The organism is Flavobacterium lipolyticum, assembly GCF_020905335.1.
Taxonomy (GTDB): Bacteria; Bacteroidota; Bacteroidia; order Flavobacteriales; family Flavobacteriaceae; genus Flavobacterium; species Flavobacterium lipolyticum.
In genome coordinates this window covers 2207181-2232209 of record NZ_JAJJMN010000001.1, presented here as the reverse complement: position 1 = coordinate 2232209, position 25029 = coordinate 2207181, and the positions used below count along the sequence as shown (strand labels likewise).

Annotated in this window: 23 protein-coding genes; 13 read left to right on the top strand and 10 right to left on the bottom strand. The window is 36.2% G+C overall.

Features of this window, described 5'->3' with window-relative positions; genetic code table 11:
• Positions 1 to 192 precede the first annotated feature (192 nt).
• Entirely contained in the window at positions 193 to 858 is a 666-nt protein-coding gene (locus LNQ34_RS09875) for a hypothetical protein (protein ID WP_229999484.1), read from the bottom strand.
• Between the two features lie 407 nt (positions 859 to 1265).
• Between LNQ34_RS09875 and LNQ34_RS09870 the strand changes: the two genes are divergently transcribed.
• From LNQ34_RS09870 to LNQ34_RS09850, 5 genes are all read left to right on the top strand, one after another.
• Positions 1266 to 1757, top strand: coding sequence for a nuclear transport factor 2 family protein (locus LNQ34_RS09870; protein ID WP_070906043.1), 492 nt, complete (start codon positions 1266 to 1268; stop codon positions 1755 to 1757).
• A gap of 261 nt (positions 1758 to 2018) precedes the next feature.
• Positions 2019 to 3401, top strand: a complete 1383-nt coding sequence (locus tag LNQ34_RS09865; RefSeq protein WP_202702157.1) for an ammonium transporter — start codon at positions 2019 to 2021, stop codon at positions 3399 to 3401.
• 294 nt (positions 3402 to 3695) lie between these two features.
• Positions 3696 to 4373 (top strand): tRNA (guanosine(46)-N7)-methyltransferase TrmB, encoded by a 678-nt coding sequence (gene trmB / locus LNQ34_RS09860; RefSeq protein WP_026109789.1) that lies wholly within the window; start codon positions 3696 to 3698, stop codon positions 4371 to 4373.
• A 42-nt stretch (positions 4374 to 4415) separates the two neighbouring features.
• Positions 4416 to 5051: a LysE family transporter gene (locus LNQ34_RS09855; protein ID WP_229999481.1), complete on the top strand. Its 636-nt coding sequence runs from the start codon at positions 4416 to 4418 to the stop codon at positions 5049 to 5051.
• A 181-nt stretch (positions 5052 to 5232) separates the two neighbouring features.
• Positions 5233 to 5559, top strand: a complete 327-nt coding sequence (locus LNQ34_RS09850) for an MGMT family protein (protein WP_202702156.1) — start codon at positions 5233 to 5235, stop codon at positions 5557 to 5559.
• A 104-nt stretch (positions 5560 to 5663) separates the two neighbouring features.
• Here LNQ34_RS09850 and LNQ34_RS09845 read toward each other — a convergent pair whose 3' ends face one another.
• Together LNQ34_RS09845 and LNQ34_RS09840 are read right to left on the bottom strand one after the other, a co-directional pair.
• Positions 5664 to 6992: a sensor histidine kinase gene (locus LNQ34_RS09845; protein WP_229999479.1), complete on the bottom strand. Its 1329-nt coding sequence runs from the start codon at positions 6990 to 6992 to the stop codon at positions 5664 to 5666.
• A gap of 82 nt (positions 6993 to 7074) precedes the next feature.
• Entirely contained in the window at positions 7075 to 8421 is a 1347-nt protein-coding gene (locus tag LNQ34_RS09840) for a sigma-54-dependent transcriptional regulator (protein WP_229999476.1), read from the bottom strand.
• Between the two features lie 157 nt (positions 8422 to 8578).
• On the opposite strand from LNQ34_RS09840, the gene LNQ34_RS09835 reads away from it, so the two are divergent.
• The 3 genes from LNQ34_RS09835 (at position 8579) to LNQ34_RS09825 (ending at position 13292) form a co-directional block, all read left to right on the top strand.
• Entirely contained in the window at positions 8579 to 9823 is a 1245-nt protein-coding gene (locus LNQ34_RS09835) for an efflux RND transporter periplasmic adaptor subunit (RefSeq protein ID WP_229999474.1), read from the top strand.
• 184 nt (positions 9824 to 10007) lie between these two features.
• The gene (locus LNQ34_RS09830; RefSeq protein ID WP_202702152.1) at positions 10008 to 10715 is read left to right on the top strand and encodes an ABC transporter ATP-binding protein; all 708 of its coding nucleotides are present in this window, start codon (positions 10008 to 10010) and stop codon (positions 10713 to 10715) included.
• A gap of 147 nt (positions 10716 to 10862) precedes the next feature.
• On the top strand, positions 10863 to 13292 hold the full coding sequence (locus tag LNQ34_RS09825) for an ABC transporter permease (RefSeq protein ID WP_202702151.1): 2430 nt from the start codon (positions 10863 to 10865) through the stop codon (positions 13290 to 13292).
• Positions 13293 to 13458: 166 nt separating this feature from the next.
• Here LNQ34_RS09825 and LNQ34_RS09820 read toward each other — a convergent pair whose 3' ends face one another.
• The gene (locus LNQ34_RS09820; protein WP_229999472.1) at positions 13459 to 15078 is read right to left on the bottom strand and encodes a L,D-transpeptidase family protein; all 1620 of its coding nucleotides are present in this window, start codon (positions 15076 to 15078) and stop codon (positions 13459 to 13461) included.
• A 417-nt stretch (positions 15079 to 15495) separates the two neighbouring features.
• Here LNQ34_RS09820 and LNQ34_RS09815 point away from each other — a divergent pair, with 417 nt between their 5' ends.
• From LNQ34_RS09815 to LNQ34_RS09800, 4 genes are all read left to right on the top strand, one after another.
• Complete coding sequence (locus tag LNQ34_RS09815) at positions 15496 to 16626, top strand: Mrp/NBP35 family ATP-binding protein (protein WP_017494692.1); 1131 nt, start codon at positions 15496 to 15498, stop codon at positions 16624 to 16626.
• Between the two features lie 89 nt (positions 16627 to 16715).
• Positions 16716 to 16955 (top strand): NifU family protein, encoded by a 240-nt coding sequence (locus tag LNQ34_RS09810; RefSeq protein WP_017494691.1) that lies wholly within the window; start codon positions 16716 to 16718, stop codon positions 16953 to 16955.
• Between the two features lie 216 nt (positions 16956 to 17171).
• Positions 17172 to 17654, top strand: a complete 483-nt coding sequence (locus LNQ34_RS09805; protein ID WP_202702149.1) for a hypothetical protein — start codon at positions 17172 to 17174, stop codon at positions 17652 to 17654.
• A 60-nt stretch (positions 17655 to 17714) separates the two neighbouring features.
• Positions 17715 to 18032 (top strand): 2Fe-2S iron-sulfur cluster-binding family protein, encoded by a 318-nt coding sequence (locus tag LNQ34_RS09800; RefSeq protein ID WP_012023404.1) that lies wholly within the window; start codon positions 17715 to 17717, stop codon positions 18030 to 18032.
• 70 nt (positions 18033 to 18102) lie between these two features.
• On the opposite strand, the gene LNQ34_RS09795 is transcribed toward LNQ34_RS09800, so the two are convergent.
• From LNQ34_RS09795 to LNQ34_RS09775, 5 genes are all read right to left on the bottom strand, one after another.
• Complete coding sequence (locus LNQ34_RS09795) at positions 18103 to 18651, bottom strand: CbrC family protein (protein ID WP_202702148.1); 549 nt, start codon at positions 18649 to 18651, stop codon at positions 18103 to 18105.
• A 24-nt stretch (positions 18652 to 18675) separates the two neighbouring features.
• Positions 18676 to 19179: an SMI1/KNR4 family protein gene (locus tag LNQ34_RS09790; protein WP_202702147.1), complete on the bottom strand. Its 504-nt coding sequence runs from the start codon at positions 19177 to 19179 to the stop codon at positions 18676 to 18678.
• Between the two features lie 116 nt (positions 19180 to 19295).
• A complete protein-coding gene (locus LNQ34_RS09785) occupies positions 19296 to 20285 on the bottom strand; it encodes an aspartate-semialdehyde dehydrogenase (RefSeq protein WP_017494688.1) in 990 nt (329 codons plus the stop codon).
• 167 nt (positions 20286 to 20452) lie between these two features.
• Complete coding sequence (gene mscL / locus LNQ34_RS09780) at positions 20453 to 20869, bottom strand: large conductance mechanosensitive channel protein MscL (protein WP_202702146.1); 417 nt, start codon at positions 20867 to 20869, stop codon at positions 20453 to 20455.
• Positions 20870 to 20938: 69 nt separating this feature from the next.
• Entirely contained in the window at positions 20939 to 23410 is a 2472-nt protein-coding gene (locus LNQ34_RS09775; RefSeq protein WP_229999470.1) for a bifunctional UDP-N-acetylmuramoyl-tripeptide:D-alanyl-D-alanine ligase/alanine racemase, read from the bottom strand.
• A gap of 203 nt (positions 23411 to 23613) precedes the next feature.
• Here LNQ34_RS09775 and LNQ34_RS09770 point away from each other — a divergent pair, with 203 nt between their 5' ends.
• Positions 23614 to 24219, top strand: a complete 606-nt coding sequence (locus LNQ34_RS09770; RefSeq protein WP_229999468.1) for a hypothetical protein — start codon at positions 23614 to 23616, stop codon at positions 24217 to 24219.
• Here the strand turns inward: LNQ34_RS09770 and LNQ34_RS09765 are convergent.
• Complete coding sequence (locus LNQ34_RS09765) at positions 24214 to 24927, bottom strand: porin family protein (RefSeq protein WP_202702162.1); 714 nt, start codon at positions 24925 to 24927, stop codon at positions 24214 to 24216. The genes LNQ34_RS09770 and LNQ34_RS09765 overlap by 6 nt on opposite strands.
• Positions 24928 to 25029: the final 102 nt, after the last annotated feature.

The following is a 25029-nucleotide window of genomic DNA, read 5'->3' as shown; positions in this document are numbered from 1 at the left end:
GCTCAGGACGACAAAATTAGACCGAAAACTGAGACTGAAAACCGTCTCGCGTGAGGGATAGAGCTAAGCTACCGAAGTAGCAGCGAAAGCCCGACAGCAATATAAAAAGGGGCGACTAAGCGATTGCAATAGTCAGCCCCTTTTTATATTGGTGGCACGCCCAGATTATTATTTATACAATTCTCGGCTTCCTTATGATTTTGGTAATGGTGCCCCTACTGCAATATCGCAGCGATGCCCCGGTTTTCCGTGTGCGGGATTTTTTCCGTCGGCTACAGTTGCTGTTTCTGTACTTAACAAAGCCGGAACCGCATTGTCTGTCGCCGGAGGTGTTACGGTAAAGGTTTGCGAAGCAGTTCCGCTTTGTGCTGTATTGGCGGCAACAGCTTGTTTGGCAGCAGCCGGAGAATTTAACGGAGCTCCCACCGGAATATCGCAGCGGTGTCCGGGTTGTCCGTGGGCAGGATTCATGCCTTTAGCCACTTTTGTTGGCGTAACAGTTGTTGTGGTCACTACATTTTGCTGCCCTGGTTTGACCTGAACGGTTTGTGCAGGCTGTGTTGTTGTAGCTTGTCCTTGTGTAGGAGCCGAATTTAAAGGCGCCCCAACGGCAATATCGCAACGATGTCCGGGTTGCCCGTGTGCAGGATTCATTCCGCCATTCGCACTCAAAACTGTATTTGGATTTGCGGCAGTAGGAGCCTGAACAACAGGGGCTGCTTTTGTCGTATCTTTTGCCAATCCCAGTTTTACCAATTCAGAATTTGGTGTGTTTTCCTGAGGTTCTAATTCCTTTTTGCAGGAAGTTAAAAAGATAGAGGAAAGTACTAATGAGGTGATGAGTATTTTTGGATTCATGATGTATCGATTTTAAAGCTATCAAATATACTAAATCCTATTATACCATATAAGTGATGTAAGATAATTTAAGTTTTACTTGGCGATTTGGGTTTGCAAAGACGCAGCGTTATTGTTTCACGCAGATTTTAAAAAGATTTAAGCAGATGCATGCACAACATTAATAAATTTAATCCCCTAAAATTTATAGACTCGAGCGATAGCAAGCGGACTAAGCAAATAGTACCAGAAACTCTACACAGAATGTCGCCAATCTTTGTAGAGTTTCTTATGTGATCCTTCGTTCCTCAGGATGACAAACGGTACGTTTAACAGCACTGCGTCTTGAACCTCTGCATCTTTGAACCTTTGTACCTCAGAACCTTTCAAAAAATATTTGCTACCTTTAAATCCAAAACAAACCATTTATGAAAAAACCAATTCTACTTTTATTATTTGTTACTTTTTTTGCAAACGCACAGACTTCTGAAAAAGACAAAGTCAACCAAACTATTGATGCCTGGCACAAAGCAGCCGGCGAAGTAAAATTTGATGCTTATTTTGATTTAATGGCCGAAGATGCTATTTTCATCGGAACTGATGCCACCGAAAACTGGATCAAAAAAGATTTTAAAGTTTGGGCTAAACCCTATTTTGACAAAGGAACTGCCTGGAATTTCACAGCTTTAGAACGTCACATCTTTTTCGACAAAACCGGAAAAATTGCGTGGTTTGATGAACTGTTAAACACACAAATGAAGATTTGCCGCGGATCGGGGGTTTTAATTAAAATAGGGAAAGAATGGAAAATTCAACATTATGTGTTATCTATGACGGTTCCTAATGAGGAAGTAAATGCAGCGATCAAAATTAAGGCTCCTATCGAAGACGTTTTGATTGCAAAGCTTCAAAAAAAATAAACATTTTTGGACTTTCTTTTTACAATCCTAACTTTTTACGCCCTTTACAGTACACTTTGCCAATTTTATTATAATACAATTGGCAATTTTGTCTCTTTTTTAGAAGCGCAAAATAAAATACCCTCAAAAAAACAGGGTGTATTTTACAAAATCCACTAAAATATAAACAACACCTCTGTTTTTACACCCCTTAAAACCATAATATTCATTTTTTCATAACTTTAACCCTAAAAAAATAGGGACACATAAAGTATTTGAAAAATGAAAATAGAAAAACGCTGGATCATTTCCTTTATTATCATCAGTATTGTTTGCGTTACTGGTGCTTTTTGGCCAACTATCACCGAAAATAGTTACGTATTATCTGAATTTGGCACAACCGATCATATCGTTCCTGCCGATGTCGCCTGGATGTTAACGTCCTGCTGTCTGGTTTTAATCATGACTCCGGGACTGTCTTTTTTTTACGGCGGAATGGTTGGCAAGAAAAATGTAATTTCGACCATGCTGCAGAGCTTTATCTGTTTAGGGGTTGTCACGCTTTTATGGGTTGTAGTGGCCTTTAGTCTGGCTTTTGGCGATCCTGTAGGGCTAAATTTAGGAGGTCATTTTTACAGTTTCTTCGGTGATCCAACCACTTTTGCTTTTATGGATTATGTGGGAGTTCTGCCTCATAAACAATTGGCTAGCACGATTCCGTTTATGCTTTTTGCATTGTTTCAAATGAAATTTGCGATTATTGCTCCGGCCATTATCACCGGTTCTTTTGCAGAGCGCGTTCGTTTTATATCGTATTTACTTTTTATCAGTCTGTTTACCGTTTTTATTTACGCGCCATTGTGCCATTCCGTTTGGTATCCAACAGGTATTTTAGGCAGTTATTTTGGCGTAAAAGATTTCGCCGGAGGAACCGTTGTACACATGAGTTCAGGATTTGCAGCTTTGGCGGGAGTACTGGTTTTAGGAAAAAGAAAAAACAATCAACACATTCCAACCAATATTCCGTTTGTCTTACTAGGAACCGGAATGTTATGGTTCGGATGGTTTGGCTTCAATGCCGGTTCGGCTCTTGCTGCCAACGGAACCGCCGCAATGGCTTTTGCGACAACTACAACCTCATCGGCAGCAGCCATGTTAACCTGGGTTTTCTTTGACCGAATGAACGGCCGAAAAGTTTCGGCTCTTGGTGCTTGCATTGGAGCTGTGGTAGGTTTGGTCGCCATTACTCCGGCTGCAGGTTATGTGTCAGTTCCTGAAAGTATGTTCTTTGGATTTATAACAGCTCTGGTTTCCAACTCAGTGGTAAATTGTCGCTTATCAAAAAAATTCGATGATACCCTTGATGTTTTTGCCTGTCACGGTGTAGGCGGAATTATGGGAATGATTCTAACCGCTATTTTTGCTCATGGTGAAGATGCGAGTTTGTTACACGGAGGCTGGAATGTATTTGCGCATCACATGATGGCATTGGTATTGGTTTCTGTATTTACTTTCTTCGGAGCGTACTTCTTGTTTAAGGTAACCAATTTCATTATTCCATTGCGTGTTTCTGAAGAGAACGAACATATCGGATTGGATCTCTCCCAACACGATGAGACGCTTGATCCAAAATTAAAATCTATTGCAGAACCGCAGTACAGTTAAGAAATCTTTTTTTTTCGCCACGAATTCACTAATCTACACTAATTTTTTCCGACATACCGCTTAAATTAATTCACGGAAATTCGTGAATTCGTGGCGAAAAACTTTTATTTCTTTTGCCACGAATTAAATTTAATCTGCACTAATTTTTTTCCAACCAAACCGCTTAAATTAATTCGTGAATTCGTGGCGAAGAAAAATATCCTTGATGAAAATTCGTGGCCGAAAACTTTTAAAGCTAATTGTACTATTTTCATTCGTTTATATTCCTTAATTTTGCTGAAAATTTTTGTAAAAGTGGGAAGTAAAAATAAACTAAAAAGATTCAGAGAAAACGAAACATTTCAAAACGTTTTTCAACCAACCAGAGAAGAAGTTGTAGGCGATTTAATGCCTTTGAAAGGAAAATGGAATTCTGATTTCTTTAAAAATGATAATCCATTAGTTTTAGAATTGGGATGTGGAAAAGGAGAATATTCTGTTGGATTAGCAGAAAGATATCCGAACAAAAATTTTATCGGAATTGATATTAAAGGAGCCCGTTTCTGGAGAGGTGCCAAAACCGCTGTTGAAAACGGATTACACAATGTTGCATTTGTTCGAACTCAAATCGAACTAATCAATCATATTTTTGCCGACAATGAAGTGGACGAAATCTGGATTACTTTTCCGGATCCGCAAATCAAATACAAGAGAACCAAACACCGTATGACCAATTCGGAGTTCCTGAAATTATACAAAAGAATCCTTAAAAAAGACGGTGTCGTAAACTTAAAAACCGACAGCGAATTTATGCACGGTTACACGTTGGGATTACTTCACGGTGAAGGTCACGAGGTTTTATATGCCAATCATAATGTATATAAAAATGAAGGAAGCCCTGAAGAAGTTACGGCATTCCAGACTTTTTATGAAAAACAATATTTAGAGATTAACAAGGCAATTACGTATATTCGTTTTAAAATTAAAGACTAATTTAATTTTAAAAACTTTTTTCATAACCCATCAATCAACTGAATGGCATTACTTACCCCATTACTTTCAGGTTTTCTTGCCGCTTTCATTGGGATTATTCCACCAGGTTTAATCAACATGACAGCAGCCAAAGTAAATTTGAAAGAGGGGAAAAAAAATGCTTTATGGTTTGTTGCCGGAGCTGTCTTAGTGATCTTTTTTCAGGTTTCTTTAGCCGTTTTTTTTGCACGAGTCATCGACAATCGCCCGGATGTGGTGACATTATTACGCGAAGTAGGATTTGTTATTTTCTCTGTTTTAACCGTTTATTTTTTGTTTTTAGCCAAAGAACCGAAAGCCAAAAAATCGAAAATAAAAAAAACCAGTAAAAAAAGTCGTTTCTTTCTGGGAATGCTGCTTTCCGGACTTAACTTCTTCCCTATTCCGTATTATGTGGTTGTAAGTGTTACTTTGGCCTCTTACCACCTTTTTGCATTTGAAAACAACATTATTTTTACTTTTGTATTCGGATCTGTTTTAGGCTCATTTGCCGCTTTATACAGCTACATTGGTTTCTTTGGAAGAATCGAGAAGAAAACAGATTATCTGATGAAAAACATGAATACCATTATTGGAAGCATCACAGGATTAATTGCCGTACTCACGCTTTTTAATATTTTGACTTACTATTTCAGTTAATAAAATATAAGATCAGATTATTATTTATTTGTAAATTTTAGTTTCACGCAGATTTTGCAGATTAAGCAGATCCTTTTTCCTTCCTAAATTAAAAAAATTGGGCTTCATTTTAATGCATAAAATCTGCGTGAAAATTTCGTTAGTAAAATCATTTCTCACCCTCTAACCTGTGCTACAAATTATGGCAGAAGATAATTTTTTTGAAAGAGTTTATGCGATTGCCAGACAAATTCCGTACGGAAAAGTAACTTCTTATGGTGCAATTGCCAAAGCTTTAGGAACAGCCCGTTCTGCCCGAATGGTAGGCTGGGCCATGAATGCCTGTCACAACATGGATGATGTACCCGCGCATCGTGTGGTAAACAGAAAAGGGCTTCTCACCGGAAAACACCATTTTGACGGAACCCATTTAATGCAACAATTACTCGAAAGTGAAGGCATTAAAGTCATAGACAATCAGATTATAGATTTTGAAAAACATTTCTGGCAGCCGGAAATCGAACTTTAAAGTTTTTTGTTTAACCGCTAGAGACGCAAGGGGCACATATGACAATCCCAAATTCTATTTTTAGAACCATAACTTGTTTGCCATTTTACATTTTGATATCTGAATCAAATCAGGCAAATTACAAAGCTGGTTTTGTCCTCATCAGTTTGGTAACTCAAATAGCCACCGTGTGCTTCGATGATATTTTTAGAAAGCGTTAGTCCAATTCCGGCACCATCTTTTCTGGTGGTAAAAAACGGCAGAAAAACTTTATCTCTGATCTCGGTATCGATTCCTTTTCCGTTATCCGAAATGGCAATAAAAAAGCGATTGTTTTCAGTATACGATGACAGGAACATCTTCTTTTCGCGCTTTTCTTTCAAAGCATAAATGCTATTGGTAATCAAATTGATAATTACCTGTTCTATCTGACTTTTATCAATTAAAATCGATCTTGAACTATTAATTTCGTTTACCAGTTCAATATCTTCCGTCTTTAAAATTGGACTCATTACCCGAAGACAGTCTTCAAAAAGAACTTTTATAGGAGTCATTTTTTTAGTCGGAGTAGGCAGCATAGCCAGTTTTCGATAATTTTCTACAAAAACCTGCAAATGATCGCTCCGATTGATAATGGTCAAAATACTGCTTTTAATATCCTCAAAATCATCCTCTTCTAATTCCTCCTGATCAACTATTTGCAGTAAATTTTGCGAAAGTGCACGGATTGGCGTTAGCGAATTCATTAACTCGTGCGAAATAATTTTCATCAGATTGATCCAGGCTTCCTTTTCTTTTTTCTCGATAACACGCTGAATACTGTCCAGCAGAATAATAAAATATTCTTTGTCATACATTTTCGTATGCGAAGTCTGAAGCACAAAAGTCTGTAAATCCTGATCTTCGATCTTAATCGAAATTGCCGTTTTCAATTCTGTAAAATCGGTCTTTTCGATTTCCTCACAAAGAGAGGGCAAATAGTTTTTAAGATACTTCCATTGGCTTACTTTTGGCACTTTGAATAAGTTGGAGAAGCAATCGTTCATTAAAAAAAGATTCCAGTCCTCGCCACCTTCTTTCTCCAGAATTAAAGTAGCGGTGTCGATATTATTTAAAATGGACTGATAGACGCGCTCTTTTGACGTCTGTTCCTGTCGCTGAACCTTTAATTTATCATAAAGTAAAAACAAGTTTCTGAAATTCTCCTTGTTACTTTCTTCCGGAAAATTATTCGAAAAATCATCCTGTAGGATCGATAAAAGCATTTTATCGTAAAACAAGGTCTGCCCTTTAACAAAAAAATACATTTCAGACAACAATAGAAAAACGACAAAACCAACCAGAATCGCATTGTAATACAGTTCTTTGTAAACCAAAAAGACACAAAAGAAAAAGGGAATCATCAGGAGCAGAATCCTTGCAAACAAAGCGTTATAAAATTTCCAGTTCTTCATTGTTTTATTTTTTATTCGGACAGATTCAAAAGTTTAATATCTAATGAAAATCTTTCAAAGCCGTTCGAAACTATTTTTAAGTTTAGATGTTTTTCAGATCGTATTTTTCAATTCTTCTGTACAACGCGGCCCTTGAAAGCCCAAGTTCTTCGGCTGTTTTGCTGATATTCCCATTATTCTTAAACAATGTTTTCTCGATGACATTTCGTTCCATTTCAGACAGTGGATTTTCGTCGTTTTCCGGAAGTTCTTCGAAATCCAAAATATCCAGATTGGTTACCGAAATAGTATGATTATCAGCCAAAATTAAGGCCCGCTCAATCTTATTCTCTAATTCCCGAATATTTCCTTTCCAGGGATATTTTTCTAAATAGGGTCCGACATTGTCGTCAAAACACCAATTTTCCTGATTGTATTTTTCAGCAATGTTATCCAAAATAAAATTTGCCATTGGAATAATATCGTCTTTTCGCTCACGCAAAGAAGGTAAATGAATCTCCATGGTATTGATTCGGTACAGTAAATCTTCCCTAAATGTTTTATTTTTTACTTCTGCTTTTATATCGGCATTGGTAGCCGCAATGATCCTTACATTCAGCGGTCTTGCTTTGCTTTCGCCCAAACGGGTTACGGTTTTGGTTTGTAAAACATGCAAGAGTTTGGATTGCAGATGTAACGGAATATTCCCTATCTCATCGAGAAAGATCGTACCGCCCGAAGCCGCTTCAAATCTTCCCGCGGTATCTGTTTTAGCATCTGTAAAAGCACCCTTGGCATATCCAAACAGTTCACTTTCAAACAAGTTATCACTCAGCGACCCCAGATCGACATGCACAAAAGGCTGTTCTTTTCGCTCTGAATTCAAATGAATGAACTCGGCAAAAACATATTTTCCGGTTCCGTTCTCACCTAAGATTAAAACGTTAGCAGCTGTTCTGGCGACTCTCTCAGCAATACCGTAAGCCTGCTTAATTTTAGGAGAAGTTCCTGTAAAATAACTTTTGGCTGGTTTTTCTACTACTTCTTTTTTACCATTCTTTCGGCTCTCTACTACAGCCTTATCAATGATTTCCAGTAATTTTTCGTTGTTCCAGGGCTTCAAAACATAATCAAAAGCCCCAATTTTAATTCCCTCAACCGCAGTGTCAATTTTACCAAAAGCAGTCATTAAAATCACAATAGTTTGTGGCGAAAGTGTTTTAATTTCCTTCAACCAATGAATTCCTTCACGCCCATCTTCAAAACCAATTCGATAGTTCATGTCCAACAAAACCACATTTATTTCATTTTCGTTTAAAATAGAGATGATTTTTTTGGGACTGTTGGCCGTAAAAATGGTTTCAATATGTTTTTTGAGAATCATTTTTGCCGAAAAAAGAATTTCTTCCTGATCGTCGACGATTAAAATATGGGCTTGTTTCTTTCGCATGCTGTCTTTTTTTGTCCGATTCTGAACGGTCAACTGTTCATTTCCGAACACTTCTTTTTTAGATGGTTTTTAAAGCTTCTTTAAAATCAATACTTTACAGATTATACTTTTTATGGCACAGTATTTACCTATTGGTAATCAGTAAATTATTAAAGAAATGGACAAGATAATTCCTCGTAAAAATAGAAAATTTAGATATCTCACAATAGCAATTGGAGTTTTTTTAGTTTTGGCGACAATTGCATTTTTCTCGTTTAACACCAAAAGAAGTTTAAATGTAAAAGCCGATGAACTTAGCGTTCAAAAAGTAGAAAAAGCTTTCTTTGAAGATTTTGTTGTTTTTCAGGCCAAAGTAGAACCTCTTAACGTAATGCTTGTGAATGTTACCGAAGGCGGTTCTGTAAAAGAGATTTTTGTTGAAAATGGCGCAATGGTTACCAAAGGTCAGTCCTTAGCACGTTTGTTCAACCCAAACACAGAACTGAATTATTTGACTCAGGAAACGGCTATTATCGAGCAAATCAATAATTTGAACACCGGAAAACTGAACATCAGAAATCAGGAGCTGAACTTAACCAAAGACCTGGTTTTAATCGAACACGATTACAATGACGCCAAAAGGCTGTACGACATGAACGCGAAATTGTTTGAAAAAGATGTGATTTCGAGAAATGACTGGAATAATTTTAAAGAAAGTCTGCGTTTTCAGGACGAGCGCAAAAGAACGATCCAACAAAGTATTCAAAAAGAAAAACAAACCAATCAGGTTCAAATTTCTCAAATCAACCGTTCGATTCAGACTATGGAAAAAAGTCTGGATATTTTAAGAAACAATAAAAAGAACTTTTTAATTACAGCACCGGAATCGGGGAGATTAACTTCTTTTCAACCGGTTTTGGGAAAAACGTTTCAGGCAGGTGAAAGTATCGGAAAAATAGATTCTAAGCAAGGCTACAAATTAGCAGCCGATGTAGATGAATTTTACTTGGAAAAAGTACGCGAAGGACTGAAAGGTCAAGTAGAATTTCAAGGAAAAAATCTGGAAGTTTTAGTTACAAAAGTAATTCCGGAGGTAAAAAACGGGCACTTTAGAGTGGAGCTGGCTTTTATATCCAAAGAAAATATCCCTTTACAGGACGGTCTTAGTTTTGGTGTAAAACTGATTCTCTCCGAAAAAAACAAAACGCTTGTGGTTTCAAAAGGAAGTTTCAATCAGGAGTCAGCAGGAAAATGGATTTTTGTAGTAAAAGGAAATAAAGCAGAAAGAAGAAACATAAAACTAGGCAGAGAAAACCCATCGTATTATGAAGTTCTCGAAGGTTTAAAAGAAGGTGAATCAGTTATCACTTCCTCCTATAGCGATTATAAAGACATTGAAGAATTATCGATCAGTTCTCAGTAGTAGTTTCTAGTCGCGGTTTTCGGTCGCAGTACACAGTCGCAGTACACAGTCACAGTAAACAGTCGCAGTAAACAGTCGCAGTACACGGTCGCAGTTTACATTTTACATCTTATAATTCACAATTCACAAAGTTTCAATCATCAATCAAAAAATAGAATTAACAACCACTAAAATTTCAAAACTTATGATAACCATTCAAAACCTAACCAAAGTTTTCAGAACAGAAGAAGTAGAAACAGCAGCTTTAAGCGGAATTTCTTTAGAGATTAAAAAAGGGGATTTTTTAACCATTATGGGGCCTTCAGGTTGCGGAAAATCGACTTTACTTAATATCATAGGCCTTCTGGACAGCGCTTCAGGCGGGAGCTACAAATTACTAGATCAGGAAATGATTGGTTTAAAAGAGAAAGGGAGAGCAAATGTACGCAAAGAAAACATTGGCTTTATTTTCCAGAATTTCAACCTGATCGACGAACTTTCGGTTTACGACAATATCGAATTGCCTTTGATCTACAACAATGTAAAAGCGGCTGAGAGAAAACAAAAAGTCGAAGCTATTGCCGAGAAACTGCATATCTCTCACCGCCTTAAACATTTCCCGCAACAACTTTCGGGGGGACAACAGCAAAGGGTTGCCGTTGCAAGAGCTTTGGTAAACGATCCTAAAATTATTCTGGCCGATGAGCCAACCGGAAATTTAGATAGTAAAAACGGTAATGAGGTAATGGAACTCTTAACCGATTTACATGCTAAAGGAGCTACCATTTTAATGGTTACCCACTCTGATTATGATGCTTCGTTTTCGCAAAGAACAATCCATATGAAAGATGGGGTGGTATTCTCTGAAAAATTCAACCAACGAAATGTTGATGTTTTTATGGACGTTAAATAACGATAAAATGATCAAATTCATCCTAAGTGCAATCATAATTCTGATGGGATTTGTTTGCAAAATACTATCCGGCTTATAATGCCTTACAGATTTCAAAACCTGTAAAACTATTTCAAAACCAACTGTAACAACTATAAAAAATAAAACATGATTTTTAACTGGTTTAAGATATTTATATATCATTTGAAACAAAACAAACTGTTTTCGTTTTTAAATATCCTGGGATTAAGCATTGGAATCGCGGGAGTGATTTTCGCCATTCTATATTGGAATAACGAAAATGCCTACGACCAATGGAATCCTGAAAAAGAGAACGTCTATCAGGTTTTTAATAGAATTGGAGAGGATGGGGATATTTGGTCCTACAACAATATTCCTTTTGGAAGAACCTGTAAAGCCACCATTCCGGAAATCGAATCAATCTGTTTTTTTAATTCCTGGTATAATAATGATATGATCAAATACCAAGGGCAAAAATTCTTTCACAAAAAGATCGCAGTTTCCGACAATAGTTTTTTTGATATGTTCCCCCTGCCTATCGTAAAAGGAGCCAAAACCAATATCCTGAAAGAGAAAAACAGTGTGGCAATATCAGAAGAAACAGCACAACTGCTTTTTAAGAATCAGGATCCAATTGGCAAATCCATTACTTACAATTACAAAGATTACACGGTAAAATCTGTCTATAAAAACATAACCCCCTCAGCTTTTGAACCTAACTACGTTTTCAGTGGAATTGCCCGTGAAAACGACGAACAAAGTTGGGGTAACTTTAATTATGCTTTAATGATTAAAGTAAAAAAAGGGGCCGATATCGCTGCTGTTGAAAAGAAAATGCGAAACATAAATTACGTTAACCGGACTTTGAAAGATGCCAAAGCCAACGGACTGACTCCGGAACAGTATATTAAAGAAAATGGTGAGATCATAGTGATGCTGGACAAATTAAGTAGCGCTCGTCTACACGGCATAAAATCTGTACAAGGCGCCAGTTTTCCTGAGGGAAAAGGAAATCTGCAATTGCTTTATATTATGGTAGGTCTGTCTATTCTAATTCTGATTCTTTCTTTAGTCAACTACATTAATTTAGCGACAGCATCGGCAATAAAACGTGCTAAAGAAGTGGGTGTTCGCAAAATTGTAGGAGCGTCTAAAAGACAAATCGTCCTTCAATTTATTTTTGAGACCGCTATAATAGTGGTTTTAGCCATTCTTTTTGCTTTGGCAATTGTAGAACTTTCACTACCTTACTATAATACTTTCCTGAAAAAATCTTTAACGATGAACGGCAGTGAATTTTACCTGCAGCTCATTTTTATTTTCGGATTAGTAATCGTTTTGGCTGGAATTTTGCCTGCCATTTACATCTCCAATTTTGAGACTTTAAAAGTGCTAAAAGGAAACTTCTCCAGAAGTAAAAGCGGTATATGGATTCGAAATTCGATGCTTATTTTCCAGTTTGGTATCGCTGCTTTTTTTATCATAGGTGCTTTAATCGTGAATTCTCAGGTGAGTTATATGATGAACAAAGACCTTGGTTTTAGTGGAGATCAGGTCATTAAAATCCCTTTTAATTTCCAGGATTACAAAACGAAATTATCTAAATATCAAACCACAAAACAAGAACTTTTAAAAATGTCCGGTGTTCTAGACGTATCCACCTTTGCCGGTTCTTTCGGAAATAGCACTTATTCCAGTTCAGGACTTACACACAACGGTATTTCTGTACAATCCGGAAATGTCGAAATGGATTTTGGTTTTCTGGATATGATGAAAATCAAAATTATTCAGGGACGTGATTTATCTCCAAAATTTGCTTCGGATACCATTGAAAATTGGCTGGTAAACGAAACCCTTGTCAAAATGTTAGGCCTTAAAAAACCACTTAATACGGTTATAACATCAGGTTGGGGAAATGAAAAAGGAAATATGAAATTTAAAATCGTTGGTGTAGTAAAAGATTTCCACATCACAGGATTACAAGATAAAGTTCCTCCACTGATTTTCATTAACCTTAAAACGTTAAAGTGGAATAATTTTGAAGAAATTTATGTAAAAGTTTCTCCCAATAATTTAACCGAAACCTTAGCAAAACTAGACAAATACTGGACGAAAAACATCAATCAGGATTATCCTTTTGAATACGAATTCGTTAATAAGGGTTTTGCTAAAACGTATCAGGAGCAGGTAAAACAGAAAAATTTGTTTTTCATTCTAAACCTTGTGGTCATCATCATCGCTATTTTCGGATTGTTTGCTTTGGCCTCTTTTTCAATGGAGCGAAGACTAAAAGAAATTGCCATTAGAAAAACATTAGGCGCCGAAACAGATGCTTTACTAAAAGAATTATCCAAGCAATATGTTGGCTTTTGTTTACTTGGATTTGTTATTGGTATTATTCCGGCATACATTTTGCTACAAAAATGGCTGGAAAACTTTGCCTTCCGAATTGGAGTTTCGGTAATTCCATTCAGTATCGCTCTGGTTTCCCTGTTGGCTTTAACGCTTATCATCGTTTTAGCAAAAGCTTATCAGGTAACTAAGATTGATATCTTAAAATACCTAAAATACGAATAATACCGATTGTATATTCAATATAGTCCAATTGCATTGTACTATTTTCATATTACATCGGCATTATATCAGAAAACATTGAACTAAAATGTAAGTAAATTTGATATAAACTTGTAGACCATTTTTTTAAAACCCGCCAAATCATATTGATCTGGCGGGTTTCTTTTTTTTATTTCGAAACAACTGAATCGGAATACAATAATTTATCCAGTTGTTTATCTCTGTCGTAAACATCAGGATAAAAACCAATCTCCCCGTCATCCGTTACCCAGGCGGTAAAGTATCCGATATAAATTGGAATTTTGGTTTTCAGCATACAAGTGGTTTCTTTTTCACCGCTCATTGCTTTATCGATTTTATCTACCGGCCAGTCGGGATTGTCTTTCAAAATAGCCAAAGCCAATGGTTTTGCCTCTTTAACATTAATACAGCCATGGCTGAAAATACGTTTTTCGAAATCAAACAAACTTTTCGCAGGGGTATCGTGCAGGTAAATGTCATTTGGATTTGGAAACATGAATTTAACTAATCCTAAAGAGTTTTTAGGTCCCGGTTTTTGTCTTACATTGCCTCCGTTCCATTCCATATTATGATCGGCCAGATAGTTTTTATCTTCTGCCATTTTCAGCTTCAGCTCATTTTTGATGATGCTCTGCGGAACATACCAATACGGACTAAATACAATTCGATCCATATTACCACTAAAAATTACGGTCTCGGTCATTCGGGTTCCCACAAAGACATCCGAAACGAGTTCATATTTACCATTTTTCACATAAATCAGCCTGAAGGATGGAATATTAACCATGATATACTCGCTGGCCTTTGCTAGTGAAGCGGGTATCCATCGGCAGCGCTCCATATTCAGCATGATCGTTTTGATACGATTACCAATGGGTTCATTCATCTGATTGATATGATCACGGGTTAAGGTATAATTCAGTTTAAGTCCGTACCTTTTTTTATACTTTAAAATTCCGGCCATCATCTCCTCGTCATACACATCTCTTTTAGAATCTTGTGCCAAATCTCCCACTACAAACAATCGCTGTCTGATTTGCTTGATGGCAACGCCACTATCAAAAGGCTTCAGGTCTTTATAATTTATACTGTCAATATCAATTTTTGTCCATTGATTGTTTTTCTCAATGTTTCTGTACCTTTTCAATACTGATTTAAGTTTGTAGTACTGTCCAAACAAAAGATCCTCGTCTTTATTCAGTCGTCCAGGGTCAACCATCAGCGAATCTAATATTTTAGAGTAAGAAATAGTTTTTGCAGGAAGAAACCATCCAATTTTTTTTAGTGTAGCCGGATCAACTCCCGAATAAACGTTGCTCGCATAAAACACATACATATTAGACAGCAACAATTCTGTATCAATTTCCGGAAGATCATTCGTTACGTTCTCGTTAAAAACATCATCTACCAAATTCATATAAGGCATCGTAGCTTTAATTCCCTGCTCATTTAACAAGCGTACCTTATGATACAGCAACGCACCAAATTCGCTCACACTTTTATCATCGTACCAGATCGTTTTGTATTCCTTTTTCTTATACAGATCCAAAACGTCATTCTGATATTTTTTTAAATTGGGATACTTTTTGTAAAACTGACTGATTGCTGCCGCATCAACAGCGGTTTTAAAAAGATATCTATTCGATGCAGAAACATTATCAAACGCTTTGAATTTGTGATTTACAGGGCTCTCTTTAGCGGAAGATCCGAAAGAAAGCAGTAAAAAACTAATAGCAATAATTACAGATGAAGAAGTAAAATTTCGCATATTTTTCAGATTTAAATTTTAAGATTAAATTCTATTCAGAAAATACCGAAAACCTATAATTGTCCCCAAAGACAAATTCTCGTATATTTTTCAGAATATTTGGAAATCGCAAATTTAGGGAACTCAAATATAGCTAAGATTATTGACATTTTAACGGTCTTATTCTTAATTTTACACTCTTTCGCTGTTAAGTTTTTTATGAATCTTAACCTATAAACGAAGCAAAGTTTATCTTTTTTCTGATTTTGAAATCAAAAACAGCCTATAAGAATCGTTTTGAGCAATCTCAATATCAATAAATACAATCCAAAAAGGGTTTGAATCCGAACATAATCTGTTATCTTTGCAGTCTGAAATCAGTTTAAATAAATACAATACTTTAAATCAATTTCGATCAATCGAAAATAGTCCATTAAAATGAAATTAGACAGAAAAGAAATTCTTAAAGCTCTAGAAACAATTACTATAGCGGGAGAAGGAAAAAATATGGTTGAAAGCGGCGCCGTTGCCAATGTCATTACTTTTGGTGATGAAGTTGTGGTAGACCTGGTGTTGCATACACCGGCAATGCACATCAAAAAAAGAGCAGAAGATGATATCAAAAAAACAATCCATGAATTGGTATCCCCTGAAGCTAAAATCAAAGTAAATATTAAAGTAGAAACTCCGGAGAAAAACGAAATTAAAGGTCGTGCTATCCCTGGAATCAAAAATATTATTGCAGTTGCTTCCGGTAAGGGAGGAGTTGGAAAATCGACTGTTACCGCAAATCTTGCTGTAACACTTGCCAAAATGGGCTTTTCAGTTGGAGTTCTTGATGCCGATATCTACGGACCATCGATGCCAATTATGTTTGACGTTGAAAACGAAAAACCGGTTTCGATTACTGTTGACGGAAAATCAAAAATGAAACCTATTGAAAGCTATGAAATCAAAATACTTTCTATCGGTTTCTTTACAGCGCCAAGTCAGGCTGTGATCTGGAGAGGTCCAATGGCTGCAAAAGCACTGAATCAAATGATTTTTGATGCCGATTGGGGAGAATTAGATTTTATGTTGATCGATTTACCTCCGGGAACGGGAGATATTCATCTTTCGATTATGCAATCGCTGCCAATTACAGGAGCTGTAGTAGTAAGTACTCCTCAGGCTGTGGCTTTAGCCGATGCTAAAAAAGGAGTAGCGATGTTCATGCAGGACAACATCAATGTACCTGTTTTGGGAATCATAGAAAATATGGCTTATTTTACACCCGAAGAATTACCTGACAATAAATATTATATCTTTGGACAAGAAGGAGCAAAAAATCTTGCCGAAGACTTAAACGTTCCTTTTTTAGGAGAAGTTCCAATTGTACAATCTATTCGTGAAGCTGGTGATTACGGTCGTCCGGCTGCTTTACAAACTGCTTCGGTAATCGAAACCGTTTTTGAAGGAATTACACGTAATGTTGTACAGGAAACTGTAAACCGAAACGATAGTTTACCTGCGACTGAAGCCATAAAAATTACAACTATGGCGGGATGTTCAGCGGTTAAAAAAAATTAATATAATGAGATAATGAGATAATTAGAAAATTAGATAATGCATACAATTGTCTAATTTTCTAATTGACCAATTTTCTAATTGATAAAATTATGACAACAGAAGAATTAACAAGCAACGTATTATTAGCTCTTGACGAAATCAGACCTTTTTTAAATTCTGATGGAGGAGACATTACGCTTATTTCTATAGAAGATGACAAACACGTTAAAGTTCGTCTTGAAGGAGCATGTATCAGCTGCAGTGTAAATCAAATGACGCTAAAAGCAGGAGTTGAGACCACTATAAAAAAATATGCCCCACAAATAGAAACGGTGGTTAATATAATGTAATAAAAACGCGATTTTTCTCAGCAATTCGATTTCATCGATTTAACAAGAATAATAGCGCCTTATATCGTTTAATTTATAATTTCGCAAAAAAACAGTGCTAAATAAACGGGTTGTTGCGTTTTTAGCAAAATATAATACAAATATTTAAGAGTTTTAGTTAAGGAATTGTCACTTATTTAATTAAATTTGTCACATAACCCTTAAATCTTAAATTTTATGAAGAAGTTTTACGCTCTGTTTTTATTATTATTTTGTGTTTCTGTAAATTATGCGCAACAAACCACTCAAACGTTAGTTGTTGACAAAGCTTGGCTAAATGATTCTGAAGAATGGTCGGATTTTAAATACACAGGTCAGATTGTATTTTCGACTAATGCCAACGAAGAAGAAGGAAGCCTGAGAATTGGAAACTATGATTTTCTGTTCGACATTTGTGGCGGAAAAGCAAAGTTTGCCAACAAAGCAACTTATAGTGTTGCACAATTCTCTCACCCGAGAAAAGTATCTGTTACCACAGACAAACAGGGAGTAATGAATTCAACCTATGAAGGAACTTTGGTTTTTCAATCTGATAAAGATTATTATTCTGTAATTGCCATAGTAACGATATTAGAGAAAAACGGAAATACTCTTGGGGTAAAAATGCACCTTAAAGAAGGTAACAAAAAAGAATACGCATTTAGTATCAAAAACAGTTAATATAATTTAAGGATTTTTTCACGTTATAAGATCCGAACCCGTAAAATTCCACTAATTAAAATGGATGTATTAATAAAGATTAAAGATCGAGAAGGAGTTATACACGAATTACAAGCTCCGACTGATATGGCAATGAACATAATGGAGTTATGCAAAGCATACGAACTTCCTGTTGAAGGAACTTGCGGAGGAATGGCAATGTGTGCCTCTTGCCAGTGTTACGTTCTAAATGATGTTGCATTACCGGAAATGGGAGATGAAGAAGAAGCTATGCTTTCGGAAGCGTTTTATGTTAAATCTAATAGCCGTTTAGGTTGTCAGATCCCTATTACTGAAGAATTAGAAGGCCTGGAATTAGAACTGGCCCCGGAATATTAAATACAAAAAAGCGAGAAGTAAAATTCTCGCTTTTTTTATAGCTGTTACACAAACTAATCTACAGACTTACTTAATCAGAGTCTGCATGTAGTCTATGCTGTCCACAGTTTACACATTGAAATAAGTAACCGACCAGGCTTCCGTCAGTTGTTAAGTACTTACGAATAAGCTCTGGATCGTAACCAATATTTACCTCAATATCTTCTTTAAGCTCATCTAAAAACGGTTCGATAATTTTATTGTTTGCATAACCAATAAAAGCACACGGCTCATTACAATGCGTTAGCCATACTTCTTGTTGCCAGCTTACGTAGCTGGGGGTTCTTTCGCATACCTCCAATAAGTGCTTCTCAGAAATATTGATTTTACTTTGAATTGAAGGATCTGGAGATATCTTTTCAATACCGCTATAATCATTAAACTCTCCATTATACTTTTTTGATACACTCCCATCATGAATACACCATGGACAAATATATTCTGGTTCTTCAATGCTGTAAAAAGAACCTGTATATTTTAAGTTTCTTTTTACACTACAAATTGAACAAATTCCTTCTTCTTCAGTAAAAACATCTATTTCGTATGCATTAGGACTATATTTAAACCTAGGTAATTCCATAATTATAAAAGCTTTTTTTATTAATTATTCCGTAATTTCTCCCGGATTAAATGGTTCAAAATTTCTTTCAGAAAATGCTTCCGTCAGAATTCCCGACGAACACAACCAGGTGATTGTTTCTTCAAGTGTAGTTCCTGCTTTATAGATCATTTCACTATGTCTTGGCAGTACAAAGTACTCGTTTTTTAAAAGAATAATCTCATCGCCATCGTACGTGTCTCCTATTCTTACGGAATTCAAAACTTCTTCTTTCGTAAGCACGTCCTTTCCTTCATCCCAGAACCAATATTCTGTTATACGCTTTCTCCACTCGTCAAGTGTCAGCATTATTGTTTCGGGAAGATAAATCCGTACGTAGGTCCCTCCAAGTATTCCGCTTCCGAATTCTGAAACATACGCTTTGTAATCTTCATCAAAAAGAATATTTAGCGTTTTCTCACAAGCCAGAATCTCTTCTTCATCCGCTACAAACAAGTCTGTTTTACAGGTATTGTAATTGGCTATTATTTTATAGTTATCGAAATTCATATCATTGATTTTTACAACAGCTAATTTATAATTTTTAAGTTTATGCATCAAAAAAACCGCAACTGCATTGCTGCAATTACGGCTTTCTCTTTATAACAATTTTATTTAATCTCTGTTTATACCAAACCTGCCGCGATTAAATACTCAGCGATTTGAATCGTATTTGTTGCAGCTCCTTTTCTAAGGTTATCAGCAACAATCCATAGGTTTAAAGTGTTTGGCTGGCTTTCGTCACGACGAATTCTACCTACAAAAACATCATTTTTACCTTCTGCAAACAATGGCATTGGGTACGTAAAAGTATCTAAGTTATCCTGAACTACTACTCCATCTGTATGGTGTAAAATTTCACGTACTTCATTTACATCAAAATCATTCGTAAACTCAACGTTTACGGCCTCACTGTGTCCGCCCACAACAGGCACACGAACTGCAGTAGCGGTTACTCTGATCGTATTATCGCCAAGAATTTTTTGAGTTTCACGAACTAGTTTCATTTCTTCTTTAGTGTATCCGTTTTCCTCAAAACTGTCGCAATGTGGAATAGCATTTCTGTGAATTGGATATTTATAAGCCAATTCGCCCTGAACTCCGGCGTACTCATTTTCTAACTGTCTTACCGCTTTCACACCCGTTCCGGTGATCGATTGATAGGTAGAAACTATAATTCTCTTAATATTGTATTTTCTGTGCAATGGAGCCAAAGTCAACACCATTTGGATGGTTGAACAGTTTGGGTTTGCGATAATTTTATCTTCTTTGGTTAAAGTCGAAGCGTTGATTTCAGGAACCACTAATTTTTTAGTCGGGTCCATTCTCCATGCTGATGAATTGTCAATAACCGTTGTACCGGCTGCAGCAAATTTTGGAGCCCATTCCAGCGAAGTTTCACCACCTGCCGAAAAAACAGCAATATCAGCTTTCATATCCACTGCGGTCTGCAGTCCTACCACTTTGTATTTTGTTCCTTTATATTCAATTTCTTTTCCTACTGATTTCTCAGAAGCTACCGGAATTAACTCTGTAACAGGAAAATTTCTTTCTGCTAAAACTTTAAGCATTACTTCGCCAACCATACCAGTGGCACCTACGACTGCTATTCTCATTTTTATATGTTTAGTATGAATTAATTTATTTTGTTATGCAAAAGTATACATAATAAAAGTCAAAACAACGTGCTTCACAAAAAATAACAAAATGTTACAAAACAAACAAATAGTAAAAAAAACCGCCCCAATTAAGGAACGGTTTAGTTAGACTTAGTGTAGCGGAATTATTTTTTAAGCAAATCTCTAATTTGCGTAAGTAGTTCTTCTTGAGTTGGACCGGCAGGTGCCGCCTCAACTACTGTTTCTTTTTTCTTAGCCTTTTCAGCAGCTCTTAATACCACAAATACAAAAAATGATATAATTACGAAGTTAATGATTGCCTGAACCAAATTTCCATAGGTAATTACTGCGGCTCCGGCAGCTTTAGCAGCAGCTAAATTGGGATAACTATTACCATCGAGCGTAACAAATTTTTGAGTAAAATCAATTCCCCCCGTAAGTAAACCAACAACTGGCATAATAATATCGTCTACAGCAGAACCCACTATTTTTCCAAATGCGCCACCAATAACAACTGCTGTTGCTAAACTCAACACATCACCTTTCAGCAAAGAAGCTTTAAAATCTGCAAAAAATCCCATAATCGATTATTTTAGTTTATACTTAATTGATTTTCGAAAATACGTAATTTTATTGACAATTTGTTAAAATTATCTAAAAAACACTCTTTTCACCCGTTGTGATATGCTGGTCATAATTTCATACGGTATTGTTTTTAAAGCAGTTGCCATTTCAATAACCGTTGGACTTTCTCCAAAAACAATTACCGAGTCACCTTCTTTACAATCGATATCGGTGACATCGACCATGAGCATGTCCATACAAACACTTCCTAAAATAAATGCTTTTTGATCCTTAATCACCACATACCCTACTTTATTTCCCCACAAGCGCGAAATTCCATCTGCATATCCAATGGGTATGGTGGCAACTCTGGTTTGTTTATCTGCCATAAAACGACGTCCGTAACCAACGCTGTCTCCTCCCGGAATTGTTCGTACCTGAGAGATAATTGATTTCAGAGTACCTACATTTTCCAGATATTTTTGCTCAGCAGGATCGTTCGAAACTCCATACAAACCAATTCCTAAACGTACCATATTGTATTGCGCGTCGGGAAAATTACTTATTCCGGAAGTATTCAGTATATGACGAATCGGATTAATATCCAAAGCCGTAATCAATTTTAAAGACAAATTTTCAAACAGGTGAATCTGGGATCTCACAAAATCAAAATGCTTCACTTCGTCACTTGTTGCCAAATGCGACAGCACGCTTTTTACTTTTACGGTCGAATTTCCTCTGAGAGTTTCAATCAATTCCTCCAGTGTATTTTCTTCAAAACCCAAACGATGCATTCCGGTATCCAGCTTTATGTGAATCGGAAAATCTTTGAGGTTCTTTTCTCTTGCAATTTTCAAAAATGCTTTTAATCCTTTGACACTATATATCTCTGGCTCTAAATGGTATTGTATAATCGAAGGAAAACTGGTCGATTCCGGATTCAGCACCATAATTGGTAGTTTTATTCCACCATTTTTTAGAGAGATTCCTTCATCGGCAAAAGCCACACCCAAATAATCTACTTTGTGATGTTCGAGCAGTTTTGCAATTTCAAGTCCGCCGTTTCCATAACCAAATGCTTTCACCATCACCATTAGCTTAACGTTAGCCGCTAATTTCGATTTATAGTAATTCAGATTGTGGCTAATCGAATTCAGATTGATCTCCAGAATCGTTTCATGCGTTTTTTCTTCGAGTAATGACACAATTTCTTCAAACTGAAACGATCTCGCTCCTTTAATTAAAATGGCTTCATTTTCGAAATTCAGACCCTCCATTTGCGCAATAAATTCAGCTGTATTGGGAAAAGTAATACAGTTTGAGAATTTAGCGGCAAAGGAAGAAATAGTTTCTCCTATTCCAATGACACGGTTTATTTTATTATCCGCAATCAACTGTGCTACTTTGGTGTACAATTCTTCATTTGAAAATCCGCTTTGGAAAATATCCGACAGAATAACTGTTTTTGACGCGTTCTTTTTCTGCTGACTCTCTAAAAAATCCAATGCTATCTTGAGTGACTGAAAGTCTGAGCTGTAACTGTCATCGACAATACTACAATTGTTGATTCCGTTTTTAACCTCCAAACGCATTTGCACGGGGTATAAATTCTGAAATCGATTTTGAATGGTTTCGGCATCGTACTTCATGTAAAGCAAAACCAAGAGACAGGAAATCGCATTTTCTATGGAAGCGGAATCACTGAATGGAATTTCTAGATCAAAAATTTCATTTTTATAACGGGCCTGAATACTGGTCGTTTCGTCCTCATTAACACGTTTCACGACAAAAACATCTGCCGACTCATCAGTGAAACTCCATGAAAAAAGTACTCGTTCCGGTAAAAGATAGTCCAGACTTAACTTCGCAAGACCTTCGTCTACAAGCTTGTTGTTCTGATAAATAATAACGGTCGAGTTTTTAAAAAGCAGTAACTTTTCGTCTATTTTCTCTTCCAGATTTTTAAATCCTTCATCATGTGCCGAACCAATACTGGTTAAAACTCCAATATTAGGTTTAATGATTCTTTCGAGTTTCACCATTTCATTAACCGTAGATATTCCGGCTTCGAAAATTCCCAGATTATGTTTTTCATTAATAGCAATTACAGACAACGGAACGCCTACCTGAGAGTTGTAACTTTTAGGACTTCGGATAATATTAAAGTCCGGACTCAACAAGAAATTAAGCCATTCCTTTACTATCGTTTTGCCATTACTTCCGGTCAATCCGATAATAGGGAAATGAAACAAATCTCTGTAATAACCTGCAAATTCCTGCAAAGCCTGTAGTGTATTTTTGACCACCAAAAAACTGGCTTTTCCTTTTACATCTTCAGGAATATGCTGTACTACAAAATTCTGAACTCCTTTTTCTATCAATTCTGCAATATACAAATGAGCATCATTATTAATCCCCGACAGGGCAATAAACAAAGTTTTGGAACCGTTTTGCAGAGAACGGCTGTCGATCGAAATATGGTCAACAAAAACATCAGAATCTGAACCTGTCCATTCGGCATTGAGAACCGGGATAAGGCTTTTTACATTTATGCTCATTAAGATTTTCTTTTTGTCAAATTTAAAAAAAGGTTTACCATGAATTTCACAAATTTTCACTAATTCTTTGTGGCACTTTTTGCCACAGATTACTAAAAAGTTTGTCGCGAATTGCACGAATTTTAACTCCTGCTAATTCACACGATTCGTAGCAAAAAAACATTATTTGTTTATATTTGCTTAACACCACTAAATACAACGTTTTGAAAAGAATCCTGCCTATATTCTCCTATATCTTTCATCCGATTTTTATATCGATGTATGCCACCTTGTTTTATCTTTTCTTCAAACACGATCTCTTTAGTACTCAGGAAAAATATTATGTGCTGCTTCAAATTCTGATCATCACCATTTTAGTACCCATACTGTTTTATCTTTTACTACGTTCGACGGGGCGTGTGAATTCTATTATGATACACGAAACTTCACAACGCAAAATCCCTCTGATTTTACAGTGCTTTTTGTATATTTTACTGGTAAAACGAAGCATCGTCATTAGCCGTTATCCTGAATTGCATTTCTTTTTTCTGGGCGCTTTGTTCAGTACCATTCTGGCTCTGATTTACTCGCTGTTCAAAATAAAAGCAAGCTTACACATGATGGCCCTTAGCGGATTCACCATTTTTGTAATTGGACTGAACACACATCTTCAATTGCAAAATCCTTACTGGAGTGCTTTCCTGATTTTAATGACGGGAATTGTCGCTTCATCACGCTTAGAAATGGAAGCCCATTCTCCTAATGAGTTAGTGATTGGAACTTTTATTGGAATTTTACCGCAGTTATTGTTTCTGTATTTATGGCTATAAAATGTAGAAAATCAATCCCGCATTCAGCGTTCTTACATTAATATTTTGTCCTGAAACCGTTGTTACATTTTTAAACAAAGGGTTTAATCCATAATTGAGGTAAAGATTCCAGGTGTTATAACCAACAGCCAAATATACGCTGTACTGAAGCCTGTTTATATCAGGATTGTTCGAAATTTTATGAGACTCTTCTCCGGTGTCTAAAAGAGACTTATTAGAAAAAACATAGCTCAGTTTGAATCCTCCGTAAATCCTCCAGAATCTATAACTTTCGTAGGTCGAATTTCTCCAACGAAATTCTATCGGAAGATCAACCATATACTGCTTGTATCGGTTTGATTTGATATCATTATAATCGGTTACGTCATAAATCAACTCACCATCTGCTCCTTTAGCAATAGTCAGGTTCTGATTATAATTTTGATAACTCAAACCCAAACCCGCTGCAATGGCAACCGTTCTGCTTTTATTGATTGGCATATCACGCAGAAAACCGGTAGAAAGCCCGACAGAGAATTTATTCTGTTTAAGTCCTTGTGGAATCTGAGTCAGAAGATTATAGGTAACGGAGAAATAAAACTGATCTTCCCGATACAATGAATCTATTTTAACAACAGGTTTCACTTCTGGTTTAACCTCCGGCTTTACTTCCTGAGCAAAAGAATTAAAAAACGATACTAAAAACAAACAGCTAAATAGTAGTCGCATATCGTATTTTGGTTTTAAAGAGTTTTTCAAGTAAACGTTTTTTAGGGTAGTTTTATTTCACTTACAAATACCTAATTTAGTATAATTCATTTCAACACATAG

Coding starts and splice junctions, on each gene's coding strand:
- LNQ34_RS09875 (WP_229999484.1), bottom strand. CDS start 858: ATGAATCCAAAAATACTCATCACCTCATTAGTACTTTCCTCTATCTTT.
- LNQ34_RS09870 (WP_070906043.1), top strand. CDS start 1,266: ATGAAAAAACCAATTCTACTTTTATTATTTGTTACTTTTTTTGCAAAC.
- LNQ34_RS09865 (WP_202702157.1), top strand. CDS start 2,019: ATGAAAATAGAAAAACGCTGGATCATTTCCTTTATTATCATCAGTATT.
- LNQ34_RS09855 (WP_229999481.1), top strand. CDS start 4,416: ATGGCATTACTTACCCCATTACTTTCAGGTTTTCTTGCCGCTTTCATT.
- LNQ34_RS09850 (WP_202702156.1), top strand. CDS start 5,233: ATGGCAGAAGATAATTTTTTTGAAAGAGTTTATGCGATTGCCAGACAA.
- LNQ34_RS09845 (WP_229999479.1), bottom strand. CDS start 6,992: ATGAAGAACTGGAAATTTTATAACGCTTTGTTTGCAAGGATTCTGCTC.
- LNQ34_RS09840 (WP_229999476.1), bottom strand. CDS start 8,421: ATGCGAAAGAAACAAGCCCATATTTTAATCGTCGACGATCAGGAAGAA.
- LNQ34_RS09835 (WP_229999474.1), top strand. CDS start 8,579: ATGGACAAGATAATTCCTCGTAAAAATAGAAAATTTAGATATCTCACA.
- LNQ34_RS09830 (WP_202702152.1), top strand. CDS start 10,008: ATGATAACCATTCAAAACCTAACCAAAGTTTTCAGAACAGAAGAAGTA.
- LNQ34_RS09825 (WP_202702151.1), top strand. CDS start 10,863: ATGATTTTTAACTGGTTTAAGATATTTATATATCATTTGAAACAAAAC.
- LNQ34_RS09820 (WP_229999472.1), bottom strand. CDS start 15,078: ATGCGAAATTTTACTTCTTCATCTGTAATTATTGCTATTAGTTTTTTA.
- LNQ34_RS09815 (WP_017494692.1), top strand. CDS start 15,496: ATGAAATTAGACAGAAAAGAAATTCTTAAAGCTCTAGAAACAATTACT.
- LNQ34_RS09810 (WP_017494691.1), top strand. CDS start 16,716: ATGACAACAGAAGAATTAACAAGCAACGTATTATTAGCTCTTGACGAA.
- LNQ34_RS09805 (WP_202702149.1), top strand. CDS start 17,172: ATGAAGAAGTTTTACGCTCTGTTTTTATTATTATTTTGTGTTTCTGTA.
- LNQ34_RS09800 (WP_012023404.1), top strand. CDS start 17,715: ATGGATGTATTAATAAAGATTAAAGATCGAGAAGGAGTTATACACGAA.
- LNQ34_RS09795 (WP_202702148.1), bottom strand. CDS start 18,651: ATGGAATTACCTAGGTTTAAATATAGTCCTAATGCATACGAAATAGAT.
- LNQ34_RS09790 (WP_202702147.1), bottom strand. CDS start 19,179: ATGAATTTCGATAACTATAAAATAATAGCCAATTACAATACCTGTAAA.
- LNQ34_RS09785 (WP_017494688.1), bottom strand. CDS start 20,285: ATGAGAATAGCAGTCGTAGGTGCCACTGGTATGGTTGGCGAAGTAATG.
- mscL (WP_202702146.1), bottom strand. CDS start 20,869: ATGGGATTTTTTGCAGATTTTAAAGCTTCTTTGCTGAAAGGTGATGTG.
- LNQ34_RS09775 (WP_229999470.1), bottom strand. CDS start 23,410: ATGAGCATAAATGTAAAAAGCCTTATCCCGGTTCTCAATGCCGAATGG.
- LNQ34_RS09765 (WP_202702162.1), bottom strand. CDS start 24,927: ATGCGACTACTATTTAGCTGTTTGTTTTTAGTATCGTTTTTTAATTCT.